The organism is Nocardia sp. XZ_19_385 (assembly GCF_015355755.1).
Classification (GTDB): Bacteria; Actinomycetota; Actinomycetes; order Mycobacteriales; family Mycobacteriaceae; genus Nocardia.
On record NZ_JACVEE010000001.1, the window covers coordinates 2,089,024 to 2,104,841 of the forward strand.

The following is a 15,818-nucleotide window of genomic DNA, read 5'->3' on the forward strand; positions in this document are numbered from 1 at the left end:
CCTCACCCCCGAAAGGCGCTCGATGGCCCACACACCCAGTGTGCTGTTCGTCTGCGTGCACAATGCCGGTCGCTCCCAGATGGCGGCCGGTTTCCTCACCGCGCTCTCCGGGGGCCGTATCGAAGTACGTTCCGCGGGCAGTGCGCCCGGCGAGCAGGTGAACCCCGTCGCGGTGGCCGCCATGGCCGAGATCGGCATCGACATTTCCGATGCCGCCCCGAAGAAACTGACCGACGAAGCCGTCGGCGTTTCCGATGTGGTGATCACGATGGGCTGCGGCGATGCCTGCCCGTATTTCCCCGGCATCAGCTACAGAGACTGGGTACTGCCCGATCCGTCGGGGCAGTCCATCGAGGTGGTGCGCCCGATCCGCGACCACATCCGCATCCTCGTCGAGAACCTCATCGCGGAACTGGTACCCGCGCCACACTGAGTCCGATTTCTTCAAGACCGGGCTCGCGGCGGGCTCCTAGGGTGAGAGCCATGACTCCGCAATTGGATTTCTTCAGCATCGTGGTTTCGGATATGGCGGCTTCGGTGGCGTTCTACCAACGGCTGGGGCTGGCGTTCCCGGAGGGGGCCGAGACCGAATCACACGCCGAGGCGAAAATTCCCGGCGGCGTACGAATCGCATTGGACACCGAAACCGTGATCAAGTCGTTCTACCCCGAGTGGCAGGCGACGGCCGACGGCGGGCGGATCGGGATGGCGTTCCGCTGCGCCGAGGCCGCCGAGGTCGACTCCGTCTTCGCGGAACTGGTGGACGCCGGGTACGAGGCCGAGCTCAAACCGTTCGACGCGGCGTGGGGCCAGCGCTACGCGGTCATCAAGGACCCGGACGGCAACGGGGTGGACCTCTACGCGCCGCTGTCGTAACGGCTAGGCGCGAGCGAGCAACTCCCCCAACGGCATTCCGGCCAGCTCGCGCACCTCGCGGGACAGGTGCGCCTGATCCGCGAAACCGGTGAGGGCCGCGGTATCGGCGAACGGGGTGCCCGAACGCGCCACCTCCATCGCGCGCTGCAACCGCAGGATCCGGGCCAGAGTCTTCGGGCCGTAACCGAAGGCCGCGAGCGAACGCCGGTGCAGCACACGGGCATTGAGCCCGGTTGCGACGGCGGTCGCCGCGACGGACCGGCCGGAGCCGAGCGCGTGCACGACCCGGCGCAACACCGGATCAGCGGGATCGGCCTCGACCGCGCGGTCCAGCGCGATGGCTTCGAGCGCGGCGAGCCGGTCGGGCGCGTCGTCGACCTGTTCGGTGAGCCTGCGTACCTGCGCGGCGGGCCACAGGTCGGCGAGTTCTACTCGGCGGTCGCGTAGTTCGTGCGCGGGCACCCCGAGCAGCGCGGGCGCGGTGCCGGGGAAGAACCGGATGCCCGCGATCCGCGTACCGGCCGGCATGGCCGGGGCGAAGGCGGTGGTGTCCGGGCCCGCGACAACCAGGCGGCCCTCACGCCACAGCAGATCGATGCAGCCGTCGGGCAGCACCGGGGCCGCCACGTCACCGGCGGCCACGGTGCGCTCCCACACCACGGCATCGCCGAATCGCGACGGCCGCTCCCGGTAGCCCGGCGACCCACTGATGTCAGCCACGAACCCAGGCTACGTCGGGGCTGTGACACCTACTCCGGCATCAGGCCCCGGGGTGTGACGCGCAGGTAGTCGACGTCGCCGGTGGTGACCTTGGACTGCGGGTCCTTGCAGCCGACGGTGACCTCGGTGGCCGGTGAGGAGGAGAAGGTCCACAGGGTGGTCCAATCACGGCCTTCGAGGGATTCGCGTTTGCGCTGATCCCCGGAACGCAGGTCCTCGTTGCGGCCGGTGCTGTCGGTGACCGTGCAGCGCAACGCGGAGACCGCGCCGCCCCACGCCGCGGGCACCTTGATATCCATGACCGCGTCGGCGGGCACGACGACCATATCGGTGTCGCCCAGGGGAATTCGGACACCCTCGACCACCGGCGGCGCGACGGTCGTGGTCGCCGCGACGGTCGTCGTGGCGGTCACGGGCGCCGCTTCCGTCGCCTTGTCGTCGCCGCACCCCGCCACCGTCGCCGCGAGCAGCGCCGGAACCGTCAGCCAGATCAGCCTCACAGATCAACCTCTCGTCACGCCCGCGCACCAGGCGACAGGATGGGATCAATGGATCGAACCGAGCATGAATCTTCAACAGCGAATGCAGACTACCCGGCCGGAATAATTCGGAATTAAATCCGACCCCCCACCGGATTCCACGCCGACGGCGTTACCGCTGATCCGCCGCTATGATCGCGCAAGTGGCGGCCTTTGTCGGCCGCGCGCGTCGCTGTATCGACCGGCATTTGTCTTGGAGGACATCGGTGAGCAAGTCCGTCGCATTCAGCACCCCCGATATCGCGCTGCCGGAGGGCACCGCGGACTGTTATCTGGCCCGTCCGGACGACGGCGCCGCACACCCCGGGGTGCTGTTGCTCGCCGACGCTTACGGGCTCCGCCCGGTGATCCGCGAGATCATGGAAACCATTGCCGCCGAAGGATTCACGGTGCTCGCGCCGAATGTGCTGTATCGGTCCGGGCGTTCGCCGGTATTGCCGATGCCCGATCGGCGGGATCCGGCGGGGCATGCCGAATTCTTCAAGAAACTCGGCCCCGTGCGCGCGGCACTCACCCCGGAGAAATCGCTGCAAGACGCGGCGGCCTATCTGAATTATCTTGCCGCGTCGGAGTTCTGCGCGCCGGGCGCGGTCGCCGTCGCCGGTTACTGCATGGGCGGGCGGATGGCCTTGCGCACCGCCGCCGCTTACCCGGCGCTCATCGCCGCCGCGGCCAGTTTTCACGGCGGGCGCCTGGCCGATGCCGACGCGCCCGACAGCCCGCACCATTCCCTCGACAATGTCACCGCGGAGGTGTTCGTCGCGCACGCGAGCGCGGACCAGTCGATGCCGCCGGAGCAGATCAAGGTGCTGGAGCAGGCTTTGGAATCCGCTGGTGTGCGGCACACCTCGGTGGTCTACCCGGAGACCGAGCACGGCTTCACGATGCGCGACACCCCGGTGTTCGACGAGCAGGCCTACCAGCGGCACCTGACCGATCTACTCGCCCTGCTCGAGCGCAACTTCCCGGACCGCCGCCGCTAGCCGCCTGCCCCATCCGACAGAATGGTCCTCGGATCGACCGCGTATCGAGGAGCACGATGGAACTGTCTTACGGGGATGTCAAAGACGCCGCCGCTCGCATCGAAGGCCGGATCCGCCCGGTCACCGTCGCACCCGCTGACGACATCGCGCCCGGCGGTTCGAATCCGTTCGAGGCGTGGTTCGCGCTGGAGTACATGCAGCACACCGGAACCTTCAAAGCGCGTGGGGCACAGAACTTCCTGCAGGCGCACAAGGACGAGGGCACCGTGCCCGATGCCGGGGTGACCATCGCCTCGGGCGGCAACGCGGGCTTGGCGTGCGCGTGGGCGGCGCGTAATCAGGGCATTCCGGCGACGGTGTTCGTGCCGACGACAGCGCCCGCGGTGAAGGTCGAGCGGCTGCGCGGTTACGGCGCGCAGGTGCGGCTGGTCGGCACCGAGTACGCCGAGGCGCTGGAGGCCTGCCGGGAGTTCGCGGCGTCCAGTGGCGCGCTGCTGTCGGCCGCCTACGATCATCCGTTGATCGCCGCCGGAGCGGGCACCTTGGCCGAGGAGATTCACCACCGCCTGCCCGAGCTGGACACCATCGTCGTGGCCGTGGGCGGAGGTGGCTTGTTCGCCGGAGTGGCTACGGCCGCAGGGCATTACGGGGTGCGGACGATCGCGGTGGAGCCCGCCGGGTGCTGTGCGCTGAACGCGGCGCTCACCGCCGGGGAGCCGGTCGATGTGGAGGTGAGCTCGATCGCCGCGGACTCGCTCGGGGCGCGCCGGGCCACGCAGCTGGCCGTCACCGCGGCCCAGCGGTTCGACGCGCAGTCGGTGCTCGTGACCGACGACGAGATCGTCGCGGCGCGGCGGATGTTGTGGGCGGATCGCCGCATCGCGGTCGAGCACGGCGCGGCGGCGGCGCTCGCTGCGATCACCTCCGGGCGCTACCGGCCCGATGCCGGCGAACGGGTGTGTGTCGTGCTGTGCGGCGCGAACACCGACCCGAGCTCCTGGTGACGGCTAGCCGACGAGGGCGTTCATGATGGTGCCCGCGCTGGTGGCGACCACACCACCGATCATGGCCCCGGCGACCATCTTCGGCGATTGCAAGCCGCCGCCGGTCCACTTCTCCCAGGCGAATTTGCCGCCCGCGAAGATGATGGCGACGATGCCCGCGAGCAGCACGAACCAGGTGAAATAGCTGACCATCTGCTGGAATTTGTCCGCGATCGGCGGGGCCAGCGGTTCCGGATTGCCGACCTGGGCCAGCACAGCGGAGCCGACCAAGTCCTGTGTCGCGGCGAGGATAATGCTCACAGTTGATTCCCCTTCGGCCGGTTCGAATATGCCGGACAAATCCTACTCCGTGCATGCGGAACCTATTGGGCGACAGGGGAACTCACAGAGAGTGCCGACCGGTCGGCTTGTTACCTGGCCGCAGGGCACTCCGCCGCTTCGAAATCGGTGCTCGATTCGACGGTGGTAAGCGGATAGTACGCACCCATGGCCGAGGCCAGATCGTCCTCCGGGGCGTCCTGGATCGCCTCGGCGAAGTCCTCGGCAGGCAGCAGGTTCCGCATCAGCAGCAGAGTGGCGACGTGGGTGGTCGGGAGCCAGGCGATTCCGCACTCCGGGGTCGCGGTGGCGGGGCGGTCGGCGGGGTCGGAGACCACCACGGTGAACTCTCCCGCCTCGTTCACAGCAATCTGGTCATCGGCGACGCATGCCGAAACCCGGGTGCTGACAAGCTCATTGGCGCACATCGACCAGTACCGCAGCTGACCGTGCCCCATCTCGGGTTCGCCGTGATACGTGGCAGGGGTGGTCGGCAGCTTCGCGCGCACCACCACGACCTCGCCGGCATCGGGTGTCACATGGGCGGCCAGATAGGTGTTGTCCGGGTTCGCGAAAACTCCGTTGCCGGTGGTCCGCACCCATCGGCGCGGATCGGGCCCGGCTACGTCGGCGGGCAATGGCGCCCCGCTGGGCAGGTGCGCGACCTTGGGAGCACTGACCTCCTGCGGGGACTCGCAGGCGGGCATGCGTTCGGGGCCGTCGGGCCGATTGATCGTCAGCTCCGGCAGCGACGTACCGCCGAGCGGACCGAGGCCCGCATCCGGCCGATAGATCCGATATATGAACACCGCGAACCCGGATTCGGCGTAGAGGGTGTTCGGTTCGGGCCGTTCCGGGCGCGGTCCCGGCTTGATGTGCACGGTGTACGACCGTTTCGCGGCGGTGCGGTCGGCGCCCGGCCGGAACGGGTTGACGCTGCCCGGATCGGGTTCGATGCGCAGGTCGTCGAGCCCGTCCAGGGTGCGCGAGCCCTGATAGCTGGTGAAAGAGATGTAGCGCCCGTGCGGGAACTGGCCGTGCAGCGTGACGCCCTCGGCGGGCAGTCCGGGGATCGCGGCGATCCAGTAGTTGGCGAAGGTGTCGGGCAGGGCGACGTTCACGGTGTCCGCGCCGATCCGCTGGCTCCACCCGCAGTCGGACAGCACGTCGACCTGTGCCGCGCTGTCGAAGGCGGGCGTCAGGGCGGTCGCACCGCCTACCACGAGGACGGCCAGCAGCCGTCGCGGATCGAGCTTGGTCGCAGACACGCGCGCAAGTATCACCCGATGTTCGGGCCGCCGACCGGAACCCGCGCCCGGCCGGTACCACTCCAGTCAGTCACTGCCCGGGTCAGCTCATGCACAGCACCGCCTCCAGGATGGTGTCCGAGCCGACGGTGATCCCGATATTGCCTGCGACGCCCGGCAGTTCGTTCATGACCACGGTGACGGCGCGAGTTTCGGTGGCGACGCTGAGGGTGCTGAAACCGTGGATGGCGCCGGTGTGCCCCCAGGCCTGCACGCCGCACGAGGTGGAGAACCGGAACAGCCCGAGTCCGGCGGCCTCGGCGTAGCCGACCAGGCCGGTGGGCAGGCCGTCGCGCATCTGCGCCAGCAGGTCCGGCGGCAGCAGTTCGCCCGCGAGCAGTGCCAGGAAGAACCGGTTGAGGTCACCGCCGGTTGCGACCATCGCCCCGTCGGCCAGCCCCCACCCGGCGTCGATATCGGTGACGTCCACCCGGACGCCGTCGAATTCGTGATATCCGCGCGGATGCGGTGCGCGGATCATCTGTTCGACCGGGTACAGCGGCCAATACGTCCCGAGCATGCCGAGCGGCACCAGGATCCGGCGGGTGACCTCCACCCCCACCGGCAGTCCCGTGACCCGCTCGATCAGCTGCCCCAGCAGTAGATAGTTCGTGTTCGAGTAACCGACCTCGGAGCCCGGCGTGAACTCCGCCGGACTGTCCAGCCCGATCCGGATCAGCTCGGCGGCCGGGCGGGCGGCCCGTAAGCCCTCGACCGAATCCTGATCGATCTTCGACAGGTAGTTCGGGATACCGCTGGTGTGCTGCAACAGATTTCGCACCGTGACGACCGCACCGTCACCACCCGGGCCGTGCACCACCCCGGGCAGGTAACGCTGCACCGGACTGTCGAGCTCGACCCGCCCCTCCGCCACCAGTTGCAGCACCACCGTCGCCACAAACGACTTCGTGATACTCGCGATCCGTACTTGCGCGCCATCCGGGAAACGCGCTCCGGTACCGAAATCTCCTACCCCACTGTCGAATTGATCGACCCGCCCGGCGACGGTGTGCACCAGCTGCGCGCCGGGCACCCCGGCCGTCGCCACCAGCTCGTCCAGCTCAGCCTGCAATGTCGCCGTCTGCTCGGTCGGCGGTGGCACGGCAGCCGCCGGAACCACCGCGAGCAACACCGAAACCGCGGTCGCGATCAGCGCAGCCCGCATCATGGACAACCGCATCCGGCGTCTCCCTGCTGTGAAAGTATCGGCCCCGCAGTCCATATCACCGCCGGTGCGACACCCGTTAACCAATCATCCCGACGCCACCTTCCCGGCTGCGGCGATTCGCCGAATACGTTGCCGGGCCAGTAATTCCGCCATTTCGTTCAGTGATTCCGCCACGCTGGGCCGCAGATCGGCACTGCTGCTCACGACGATCGCCCGGATCACCTCCGGCGCGACATCGGGGAATTCCAGCGCCAACCGCAGCAGCGTGCCCCTGGCCGGCGAGATCTGTGGCACCTCGGGGCGGAGCCGGACGAGCGCGGTCAGGCCGGAAAGCATTCTTGTCGCAGATAATTCGAGCTCGCCGCTGGTCATGAATTCGGCCCCTTGCCGTATCGATCAAACGTGGATGCGTGATCCACCAGGGTCCGGGGCGGAGAAGAGAATGCAGAATGTCGAAACCGAGCCGGAGTAACACAGTCTCCGGGTGCGTAGGCGGTAAGAGTACGGCGTCGCACCTGGTAGCGGAAGAGCTCGACGGCACGACCGCTGCTCGCGTCGGCGATTGGTACGCCGCGTCGCGGCCGCAATGCACCTTTCATCGCACTATGCTGAGAGACGGAGACTCTCGCGCTTACGTCCGCGGCGCGGGGGCCACACTGCCCAACGGCCGCAGGCCGCTCCAGGAGCAGGGACAACACCAACGGCGGACAGGACAGGCGCGGTGGCGTGGGCTTCCCGAATCGCGTCCGATGACGTCCTTCGATCAATTGACCACCGAATTCCTCTCAGCGCTGTATCACGACGGGAACCGGGTCGACGGGCTGTGCACCGCCGCCGCGGAGGTGCTGTCGATGCAGCGCGCGGCGATCGCGATCGACGAGGCGGACGCGGGCCTGCAGGTTTGGTGCGCCAGCGACAAGGTGGCGGCGGATGTGGAAGCGCTGCAGTCGATGCTGGGCGAGGGCCCGGGCGTCTCGGCGATCCGGGACAGTGTGCCGGTGCTGGTCCCGGATCTCGCCGCGGACGACCCGCGCTGGCCCGGGTTTCTCAGTGCCGTCGCCGACAAGGACATCACCGGGGCGATGTATGCCCTGCCGCTGCATCTCGGCGCGATCCGGCTGGGAGTACTCGACATCTACTGCGCGCAGCCCGGCCCACTCGAGCGCCGGACGCTCGCGGCGGGTCTGCACGTGGCTGATCTGGTGACCACGCTGCTGCTGTCGGGCGGTCCGCGCGTCGACGATGCCGACTGGCCGAAGGGCCGAATCCATGCCGGCGGCAACGGGCAGGAACCCGGGACCGACGGCGCGGGCCCGAGCGGCGATCTCGACGGTGCCGAGCAGTGGTGGTGGGAAGCGGCCACCAATACTCGCGATATCCATCAGGCCGCCGGCATGGTGATCGCCCAGACCGGCTCGACCGCCCGCGACGCCTACGCCTTGCTCCGCGGATACGCCTTCGCCGAAGAACTTTCCATGACCGAGGTAGCCACCCGCGTAGTGCGCCGGCAGCTGCGTTTCGGTCCCGAGAACAATTAGGAAGGTGGAGGGATACATGGAATCCCGGGAAGGACCACTGGTCGATGCCTTCGTGCGACTCGCCGACACGCTGGTGGCCGACTACGACGTGGTCGAACTCTGCCAAGAGTTGGTCGAAGGTTGCGTGCGGTTGCTCGACGCCGCTCAGGCCGGTCTGCTGCTCGCCGATCACCGCGGCACCCTGCAGGTGCTGGCCTCGACCAGCGAGCAGACTCATCTGCTGGAGCTGTTCCAGCTGGAATCCGATCACGGGCCGTGCCTGCAGGCCTACGACACCGGCACTCCGGTGCTTGTCGACGATCTCAGCGCCGCCGCCGGCAAGTGGCCGGAGTTCGTCCGCCGGGGCGAAGAGAACGGTTACCGGTCGGTCTACGCGTTGCCGCTGCGGTTGCGCACCGAAACCATCGGAGCGCTGAACCTTTTCGGCGCGACCCGGGGTGCGCTGGTCGGCGACGATCTGCGGGTTGCGCAGGCGCTGGCCGACGTCGCGTGCATCGGCGTCCTACAGCACCGGATCCTCAACCGCGCCGAAACCTTGAACAGCCAACTGCGTTCGGCGTTGAACAGCCGCATCATCATCGAGCAGGCCAAAGGTGTGCTCGCCGAACGCGGCCACCTGGACATGGATCAAGCCTTCAAGCGGTTGCGTGATCATGCCCGCAGCAACAATATTCGCCTGGTGGATCTGTCCAATGCCGTGGTCACCGGCGCGGTGGACTCGGAGTCGCTCTTGGATGGGATGCCCGGCCGATGAGCAACGCGCCAGGCATTCTCAGCAGAATCACACCGAAACACCCGCGCGAACTCAGCTTCGGCCGGTTGAATGCATGGTGGCTGCCCCGCCCGAATCACCTCTCGGGCGGCAGGCAGCGCCAAACTTCCGGAGACACAGCATGACCGAAGCTCGCACTCCGATCACGGTGTACTGGCGCCTGGGTTGCCCCTACTGCCTGCGGCTGGCCGTCCGGTTGCGGGCGGCGCGAATCCCGTTCCGCAAGGTCTCCATTCGGGATCCCGCAGCCGCGGCGGCGGTGCGCGCGATCACCGGCGGCGACGAGATCACCCCGACCGTCCTGGTGAACGGAAAGGCCCTGGTCAATCCGGGAATCGACGAGATCCGCGCGGCCCTGCGCGACTAGCGGATCGGCTGCAGCTCAGCGGGTTCCGTAGTGCCGAGCACTCGCGCCGAACGCCGGGTCGCCAGCAGGAACAGCACTACCAGCAGCACGCTGAGCCACACGTAGGTGTCGCCCTCGAAGTGCTGCCAAGGGGTCCAGGACAATTCGCGATCGTCGTCACCCGGCAGCCAGTTCTGCGGACCGTAGACGAAGACCCACGCGGTGATCGCGGTGACCGCGAACCAGCGCAGCCGGCGCGGCCACGGGAACCGCAACGCGTACCCGAACATCGCGAACAGCGCGGGCGCGATCATCACCCAGTGATGTGACCACGAGATCGGCGAGACCAGCAGCGTGAACACCGCGTTGATCGCCAGTGCCAGCGGCGGGAAGTCCAGCGTGCGGCGCATGGCGGCCACCACGAGCACCAGCAGCAGCGCACTGATCGCCAGCCACAGGATCGTGAACAGCGGCTTCTCGATTTCGAACCGGGCCAGCACCGCCTGGATCGACTGGTTGGTGTGGAACGACGACCCGCTCAACCCGGACACATTGCCCATGCCGTTGAACCAGTATTCGACCGACGCCTTGGGCAGGATCGCGAAGCTCAGCAGGGTCGCGACCGCACCGGTGACGGCGGCCGTGATCGCGGACTTGTAGTCCTTCTTGACCAGGAAGTACAGGACGAACGCGGCCGGGGTCAGCTTGATCGCGGCGGCGATACCGATCAGCATGCCGCGCCGCCACTTGGGCTTGTGCGCCAGCACGTCGGCCGCGATCAGCACCATCAGCAGCAGGTTGACCTGGCCGAAGTTCAAGGTCGCCCAGACCGGCTCCAGCAGCATGGCCAGCGGCACGGCACAGGCGGTCGCGTACAGCGCGGTGCGCAGCTGGGTCCGCTCGGGCCAGATGCGCCGGGCCACCAGGTACAGCGTCACCGCCAGCGCGGCGATCGAGGAGTAGAAGAAGAGGAACGCCGCCGGATCCCACGGCAGCAGCGCGAACGGCCCCAGCACCAGGGCGGCGAACGGCGGATAGATGAACGGCAGGCTGATCCCCGCGTTCGTCTCGGGCAGCTGGCCGTACATATTGCCGCCATCGCGCAACGCTTCGACACCGAGCCGGTAGACCTGCAGGTCGATGAAATCGCCGGTGATCGGGACACCGCCGTCTACGGCTTGCACAGGCCAGATCGGCCCGGTCAGGAACAGGTAGGCCACCACGGCAAGGAGCGCCGGGACAAGCCACCCGACGGGCCGGAAACGGCGGTCCGGTGACTTGGATGCATCACGCGCGGTGGAACTATTCATCCGCGGCAACTATACCGATAGGGGCGGACGAGCTCGAACCCGCCGACCATCCAGGGGTACGGCGGGTTCGTCCAGCTGCGCCTAGTGGGCAACGACACCGCTGATCTCGTTCGGCGCCGACGGCAGCGTGGTGCTGGCGGCGACGGTCCCCGCGGCGAGGTCGATCCGGTACACCTTCTTGGTAGCCGGATCCGAGACATACGCGGTATCACCACGCACGAACAGCGCCGGACGCGCCTGCTGCCACTTCAGCGGCTCCGACCAGGAGTCGAGCACCGGGATGGTCTTGGTGACCTTGCCCGCGATCGGGTCGATCACATGGATCTTGCCGTCGGTGCCGAGCACCAGCGCCTCACCGGCCGGACCGCGGCCCAGCGAACGGAAGGTGTAGCTGGTGCCGAGATCGACCAGCTTCAGGGTGCCGGTGACGGTGTCGATCAGCGAAACCTGGGTCGGCCGTTCCAGTTCGGCGTCCTTGTCCTTCTTGTAGTCGCCGAGCACGACCGCGGAGACCTCGGTGCCGGCCTGGTTGCCGATGCGGCCGTACGGGTCCGGGCTGGTCACCTTGGTGATCTTGCCGTCGCGGTAGACGACCACGCCGGTCTGGCAGCCGATGACCACGGCCTCACCCTGCGCGGTGGCCTCGCCGTGCACGCCGGGGCAGTCCTCGGTGCGGGCGATCTCCTTGCGGTCGGCGTCGAGGACCACGACGCCTACCCGCTTGTCCTCGGTGCCGAGGGTGGTAACGAGCTGACCGTTGGCCAGTTCGATCGACACACCGTGATGCGGCGCGGCGGCCTTGTAGGTCTTGGTTTCGGGCTTGCCCGATTCCAGCTGCTTGGAGTCGAAGCTGGTCGTCTCGCCGGAACCGTCCGCGAACAGCACGGTGCGTCCCGCGTGGTTCACCACGTGGCCCGGCTTGGCCGCGGTGAACTCGATGTCGGTGAACTTCGCGTCGTAAGCGTCGAAGACCTTGAAGGTGTCCTTGTGCGTGACCATCAGGTGGTGGTCGTCGCCCGCCGGGTTGATGCGGTTGAAGCCCTCCAGCTTGACTTCGCCCTGCTGTTCCAGGGTCTTGCCGTCGAGGACGAGGATGCCGCCGTCGTAGGTGAGAGCGATCGGCTCGGCGCCCGCCTCATGGTTGTGCTTGTCGGCGGAATCGTCTGCGCCGCAGCCACTCAGGGCGACGGCGGAGGCGACAAGTGCGGACATGGCCACCGTCTTGGTGGCACGTGACCGGATATTCATTCGGTACTCCATTTTCTAAGGTGCGGTGAGACCGCGGACGATGTCTTCGGTGTTGGCGCGCGCCATCTCCAGATAGCTGCCCGCGCCCTGGCCGGGTTCGGTGAGCGACTCCGTATAGAGGCCGATGACCTGGACGTTCAGGCCGACGCGTTCGGCCAGGACGCGGGCGAGCCGGTCCGGCTGGGAGGAGTCGACGAAGATCGCGCCGACGCCGGCCGTGCGGATCGCGTCGGCCAGATTGCTCAGATCGGAGGCGCTCGGGGAGGCCAGCGTGGTGCCGCTGGGGATGACCGCGCCGACCACCGTGAAGCCGAAACGCTGTGCGAAATAACCGAATACGTGGTGGTTGGTGACCAGCTTGCGTTTCTCGGCGGGGATGGTGGCGAACTGCTGAGTCATCCACTGATCGAGCTGATCGATCTCGGCGAGGTAGGCGGTGGTGCGCTGCCGGACGGCGGCGGTGTCGATGCCGTCGACGTCCTCGATGACCCGGGCGCTGATCAGCTCGACTGCCTTGCGCACCCGTTTGGGGTCGGTCCAGAAGTGCGGATCCGGTTTGCCCTTGGACTCGTCGGAGCTGTAATCGATCGGGTCGAGTTTCTCGGCCACCGACAACGTGGGGACACCGGTTTCGACGGCGGCGGTGACATTGCGTGCGACGCCCTCTTCCAAACCGAGGCCGTTGTGCACGACCAGACCAGCCCGCTCGATCTCGGCGGCCTGGCGGGCGGAGATGGCGAACGAGTGCGGGTCGGCGCCCGCGGGCATCAGCACGGTCACCGGGACCGCGTCGCCGACGATGCTGCGGGTGAGATCGCCGAGAATGTTCGTGGTGACGACGATGCCCTGACGGTCGCCGCTGTCGCCGGAGCAGGCGCTCAGTGCGGGCAAAAGCACTGCCAGGCAGGCAATTACGCGGGTGATAGTTCTCATTGGCCGGTCTCCACCATCAGCGTCGGCGCGATGTCGAGGGTGAACGTTCGTGCCACGCGCAGGTTGTCGTTGTAGTCGATCTCGTGCACGACGCGGGCGGGTGCGTCGTTGATGTAGGCCCGGGCGGTGTCGACCACGAGTGACGCGGTGTCGGCGGGAGTCACCAGGACCTTGGTTTGCGTTGTCCGCTCGCCGGTTTCGGGGTCGAAGCCGTGCAGCATGCCGTCGCGGGTAAGCGCCAGCAGTGGTGCACCCTCACCTGCGGTATTGACCGCGACCACGTCGGCGAGGGGCACCAGCTTCCACGTCTTCTTGCGGATGTCGAGCGACCACAGACCCTGCCGACCAGCCTTGGCGGTGAGCGCCGTACTGCTCGGGCGGTGGGTGAACTCGACGGCACGGTCGGCCTCCGGCACTGGCTGTGGGTAGGGGATCTTCTCCCCGGTGAAGCCGTCTTCCTGCTTGCGCACTACCAAAGCGCCATCCGCACAACCGAATACGACGCCGCGACGGGTGACCGCCTGGCCGCGCGGGTTTTGGCAGGGTTCGGTGACAGTGGTGACGGGAGCGCCCGCACGGGAACGGATCTCGACCCGCCCCGCCGGCCCGGCGACCACCAGGTTCTCGGCATACGGAACCGCGACTCCATCGCCGATCCGGTGCAGCTCCTTGACGGTGCCCTTGTCGAGTTCAGCACGATCCAGCAGCACCGTGGCGCCGTTCTCGAATGCCACCGCCACGACGGACTTGTCACTGTGCACGGCCGTAATCGGCCCGCCCGCAACCGAACCCGCCGCGCGGATGGGCGCACGGTAGTAGTGCACGTGATCGTCGTGGTCGACCATCCACGCGCCGCCATCGGTGATCCGCACCGCATCCCGCACGCCCGCATAGCCGTATCGGCCGTCACCGACCAGACGCTGCGCGCCTTCGGCTTTGCCTGCCTCGGTGACCTTCTCGGTGATCAGGTCGAGCACCCGGATCGCCCCGGTGGCCTGGTCGGCCAGGATCAACCGGGACTGCGCGTCGGCGGTTTCCTCGGCGCCCTCGACGTAACCGTGCGGCGTCTCGGTGGGCGCACTCGGCGCCTCTTCCGCACCGCAACCGGCCAGCGGCACCGCGACCACAGCGGCCAGCACGGCCGCGCCGACCCCGGCGCGGCGCAGCCGTTCCCGCAGCGCCGAGACGATGGCGGAGACGAAGAACAAGCCCACCGCGACGATCGCGATCGTGGCACCGGCCGCCGTTTGCGCGTGCCACGAAATCAACAGCCCCGCGAAGGTGGACACCGCCCCGAAGACCGCCGCCAGCACCATGATCAGCGGTATCCGGTCGGCCCAGAACGTCGCCGCCGCCGGCGGAGCGATCAGCAGACCGAACACCAGCAGCGTGCCGACGACATGGAACGAGGCGACGATCGCCAGCGTCACCAACCCGACCAGCGCCACCTGCGCCACCTTCGGCCGCAACCCCAGGGTGTGCGCCTTGCGCGGATCGAAGGCCAGCGCCACGAACGCCCGATGCCCGAGCACCGCCACCGCGATTGCCGGGACCAACGCCGCCACCAGGAACCCGAGATCGCTGGTCCGCACGCCCAGCACGTCACCGAACAGGAACGCCGTCAGATCCACGGCGAACGAATCCGACCGCGACACGATGATCACACCGAGCGCCAGCATCCCCACGAACAACAGCCCGATCCCGGTGTCTGGTGAAAAGCGCCGATTACGACTCAGCACTGAGACACCGAAAGCCATTGCTCCACAGCTGATCGCGGCACCCAGCAGCAGATTCCCACCGAGCAGCGCCGCCACCGCCACCCCCGGCAGCATCCCGTGCGCCATCGCATCCCCGAGAAAAGCCATGCCCCGCACCACAACCCAGGTCCCCGCCACCGCGCAGATCCCGGAGACGAGCAGCCCACCCCACAACGCTCGTTGCACGAACGCCACCTCGAACGGGTCCATCAGCCACTCCATGTCGCGACACACTATGATGAAAATGATTATCGTTACAAGTGAGGTGACATGGAACACAAACCGGACCCGGCCGCGATCCACCTGAACGGGGTGAGCGCGGGCTACGCGGGGACCCTGGTCCTGTACGAGGTGACGGCCACAATCCCCCGCGCCCAGGTCACAGCACTGATCGGCCCGAACGGCTCCGGCAAATCCACCCTGCTCAGCGTCCTCGCGGGCGTGCTGTCGCCGCAGGCCGGGCAGGTGCGTCGGACGATCTCGGACCGCCCCGCCTTCGTGGTCCAGCACACCGCTGTCCCCACCACGCTCCCGCTGACCGTGCGCGAGACGGTGGCCATGGGCCGCTGGGGTGTGCGCGGCCCATGGCGCCGCCTGAAGCGCGCCGACCACGAACTGGTGGCGGCCTGCATGGCCCGAGTCGGCATCGCCGACCTCGCCTCGCGCCGCCTCGACAGCCTGTCCGGCGGACAGCGTCAGCGCGCACTGCTCGCCCAGGCACTCGCGCAGGAGTCACAGCTCCTGCTGCTCGACGAGCCCGCCGCGGGCCTGGATTCCGAAGCACAAGAAGCGATTTCGATCATTTTGACCGAGATCAGCGCCGAGGGAGTCACGGTGGTCCAAGCCACCCACGACCTCGACGATGCCCGGCGTGCCACCCACTGCCTGCACCTGCGCAACGGCCGCCTCATTGCCGAAGGCACCCCCTACCACGTCATCGGACGCCACCTGGCACCCACGGCGGCCACCTGATACCCGCACTTGCCAATGCGGTAACCG

18 protein-coding genes are annotated in these 15,818 nt (G+C 67.9%); 8 read left to right on the top strand and 10 right to left on the bottom strand.

Features of this window, described 5'->3' with window-relative positions:
* The first annotated feature begins 22 nt into the window (after positions 1-22).
* Positions 23-433, top strand: a complete 411-nt coding sequence (locus IBX22_RS09890) for an arsenate reductase ArsC (RefSeq protein WP_194814991.1) — start codon at positions 23-25, stop codon at positions 431-433.
* A 50-nt stretch (positions 434-483) separates the two neighbouring features.
* Complete coding sequence (locus tag IBX22_RS09895) at positions 484-876, top strand: VOC family protein (protein ID WP_194814992.1); 393 nt, start codon at positions 484-486, stop codon at positions 874-876.
* A 3-nt stretch (positions 877-879) separates the two neighbouring features.
* Here IBX22_RS09895 and IBX22_RS09900 read toward each other — a convergent pair whose 3' ends face one another.
* Both IBX22_RS09900 and IBX22_RS09905 read right to left on the bottom strand, forming a co-directional pair.
* Positions 880-1,596 (bottom strand): DUF6597 domain-containing transcriptional factor, encoded by a 717-nt coding sequence (locus IBX22_RS09900; protein WP_194814993.1) that lies wholly within the window; start codon positions 1,594-1,596, stop codon positions 880-882.
* Between the two features lie 29 nt (positions 1,597-1,625).
* Entirely contained in the window at positions 1,626-2,096 is a 471-nt protein-coding gene (locus IBX22_RS09905; protein ID WP_194814994.1) for a hypothetical protein, read from the bottom strand.
* A gap of 245 nt (positions 2,097-2,341) precedes the next feature.
* Here IBX22_RS09905 and IBX22_RS09910 point away from each other — a divergent pair, with 245 nt between their 5' ends.
* Together IBX22_RS09910 and IBX22_RS09915 are read left to right on the top strand one after the other, a co-directional pair.
* Entirely contained in the window at positions 2,342-3,118 is a 777-nt protein-coding gene (locus tag IBX22_RS09910) for a dienelactone hydrolase family protein (RefSeq protein WP_309234513.1), read from the top strand.
* A gap of 56 nt (positions 3,119-3,174) precedes the next feature.
* On the top strand, positions 3,175-4,122 hold the full coding sequence (locus IBX22_RS09915; RefSeq protein ID WP_194814996.1) for a threonine/serine dehydratase: 948 nt from the start codon (positions 3,175-3,177) through the stop codon (positions 4,120-4,122).
* A 3-nt stretch (positions 4,123-4,125) separates the two neighbouring features.
* Here the strand turns inward: IBX22_RS09915 and IBX22_RS09920 are convergent, their stop codons facing one another.
* From IBX22_RS09920 to IBX22_RS09935, 4 genes are all read right to left on the bottom strand, one after another.
* Positions 4,126-4,422 carry a hypothetical protein gene (locus tag IBX22_RS09920; protein ID WP_194814997.1) on the bottom strand — a complete coding sequence of 99 codons (297 nt, stop codon included), beginning with the start codon at positions 4,420-4,422 and terminating at the stop codon, positions 4,126-4,128.
* A 110-nt stretch (positions 4,423-4,532) separates the two neighbouring features.
* A complete protein-coding gene (locus tag IBX22_RS09925) occupies positions 4,533-5,708 on the bottom strand; it encodes a hypothetical protein (protein WP_194814998.1) in 1,176 nt (391 codons plus the stop codon).
* A gap of 82 nt (positions 5,709-5,790) precedes the next feature.
* The gene (locus tag IBX22_RS09930; protein WP_194814999.1) at positions 5,791-6,927 is read right to left on the bottom strand and encodes a serine hydrolase; all 1,137 of its coding nucleotides are present in this window, start codon (positions 6,925-6,927) and stop codon (positions 5,791-5,793) included.
* A 72-nt stretch (positions 6,928-6,999) separates the two neighbouring features.
* Positions 7,000-7,287: a hypothetical protein gene (locus tag IBX22_RS09935; protein ID WP_194815000.1), complete on the bottom strand. Its 288-nt coding sequence runs from the start codon at positions 7,285-7,287 to the stop codon at positions 7,000-7,002.
* Between the two features lie 377 nt (positions 7,288-7,664).
* On the opposite strand from IBX22_RS09935, the gene IBX22_RS09940 reads away from it, so the two are divergent.
* The 3 genes from IBX22_RS09940 (at position 7,665) to IBX22_RS09950 (ending at position 9,592) form a co-directional block, all read left to right on the top strand.
* On the top strand, positions 7,665-8,453 hold the full coding sequence (locus IBX22_RS09940; protein ID WP_194815001.1) for a GAF and ANTAR domain-containing protein: 789 nt from the start codon (positions 7,665-7,667) through the stop codon (positions 8,451-8,453).
* Positions 8,454-8,469: 16 nt separating this feature from the next.
* Positions 8,470-9,207, top strand: a complete 738-nt coding sequence (locus tag IBX22_RS09945; protein ID WP_194815002.1) for a GAF and ANTAR domain-containing protein — start codon at positions 8,470-8,472, stop codon at positions 9,205-9,207.
* Positions 9,208-9,346: 139 nt separating this feature from the next.
* A complete protein-coding gene (locus tag IBX22_RS09950) occupies positions 9,347-9,592 on the top strand; it encodes a glutaredoxin domain-containing protein (RefSeq protein ID WP_194815003.1) in 246 nt (81 codons plus the stop codon).
* Here IBX22_RS09950 and IBX22_RS09955 read toward each other — a convergent pair.
* The 4 genes from IBX22_RS09955 to aztB form a co-directional block, all read right to left on the bottom strand.
* Complete coding sequence (locus IBX22_RS09955) at positions 9,589-10,881, bottom strand: glycosyltransferase 87 family protein (protein ID WP_194815004.1); 1,293 nt, start codon at positions 10,879-10,881, stop codon at positions 9,589-9,591. The genes IBX22_RS09950 and IBX22_RS09955 overlap by 4 nt on opposite strands.
* Positions 10,882-10,962: 81 nt before the next feature.
* Positions 10,963-12,129, bottom strand: a complete 1,167-nt coding sequence (gene aztD, locus IBX22_RS09960; RefSeq protein ID WP_194815005.1) for a zinc metallochaperone AztD — start codon at positions 12,127-12,129, stop codon at positions 10,963-10,965.
* A gap of 15 nt (positions 12,130-12,144) precedes the next feature.
* The gene (gene aztC, locus IBX22_RS09965) at positions 12,145-13,062 is read right to left on the bottom strand and encodes a zinc ABC transporter substrate-binding protein AztC (protein WP_194815006.1); all 918 of its coding nucleotides are present in this window, start codon (positions 13,060-13,062) and stop codon (positions 12,145-12,147) included.
* Positions 13,059-15,041 carry a zinc ABC transporter permease AztB gene (aztB, locus tag IBX22_RS09970; protein ID WP_194815007.1) on the bottom strand — a complete coding sequence of 661 codons (1,983 nt, stop codon included), beginning with the start codon at positions 15,039-15,041 and terminating at the stop codon, positions 13,059-13,061. Before aztB ends, aztC begins: the two co-directional genes overlap by 4 nt.
* Before the next feature lie 48 nt (positions 15,042-15,089).
* On the opposite strand from aztB, the gene aztA reads away from it, so the two are divergent.
* Positions 15,090-15,791: a zinc ABC transporter ATP-binding protein AztA gene (gene aztA / locus IBX22_RS09975; protein WP_194815008.1), complete on the top strand. Its 702-nt coding sequence runs from the start codon at positions 15,090-15,092 to the stop codon at positions 15,789-15,791.
* Positions 15,792-15,818: the final 27 nt, after the last annotated feature.

Coding starts and splice junctions, on each gene's coding strand:
- IBX22_RS09890 (WP_194814991.1), top strand. CDS start 23: ATGGCCCACACACCCAGTGTGCTGTTCGTCTGCGTGCACAATGCCGGT.
- IBX22_RS09895 (WP_194814992.1), top strand. CDS start 484: ATGACTCCGCAATTGGATTTCTTCAGCATCGTGGTTTCGGATATGGCG.
- IBX22_RS09915 (WP_194814996.1), top strand. CDS start 3,175: ATGGAACTGTCTTACGGGGATGTCAAAGACGCCGCCGCTCGCATCGAA.
- IBX22_RS09930 (WP_194814999.1), bottom strand. CDS start 6,927: ATGCGGTTGTCCATGATGCGGGCTGCGCTGATCGCGACCGCGGTTTCG.
- IBX22_RS09935 (WP_194815000.1), bottom strand. CDS start 7,287: ATGACCAGCGGCGAGCTCGAATTATCTGCGACAAGAATGCTTTCCGGC.
- IBX22_RS09940 (WP_194815001.1), top strand. CDS start 7,665: ATGACGTCCTTCGATCAATTGACCACCGAATTCCTCTCAGCGCTGTAT.
- IBX22_RS09945 (WP_194815002.1), top strand. CDS start 8,470: ATGGAATCCCGGGAAGGACCACTGGTCGATGCCTTCGTGCGACTCGCC.
- IBX22_RS09950 (WP_194815003.1), top strand. CDS start 9,347: ATGACCGAAGCTCGCACTCCGATCACGGTGTACTGGCGCCTGGGTTGC.
- IBX22_RS09955 (WP_194815004.1), bottom strand. CDS start 10,881: ATGAATAGTTCCACCGCGCGTGATGCATCCAAGTCACCGGACCGCCGT.
- aztD (WP_194815005.1), bottom strand. CDS start 12,129: ATGAATATCCGGTCACGTGCCACCAAGACGGTGGCCATGTCCGCACTT.
- aztC (WP_194815006.1), bottom strand. CDS start 13,062: ATGAGAACTATCACCCGCGTAATTGCCTGCCTGGCAGTGCTTTTGCCC.
- aztB (WP_194815007.1), bottom strand. CDS start 15,041: ATGGAGTGGCTGATGGACCCGTTCGAGGTGGCGTTCGTGCAACGAGCG.
- aztA (WP_194815008.1), top strand. CDS start 15,090: ATGGAACACAAACCGGACCCGGCCGCGATCCACCTGAACGGGGTGAGC.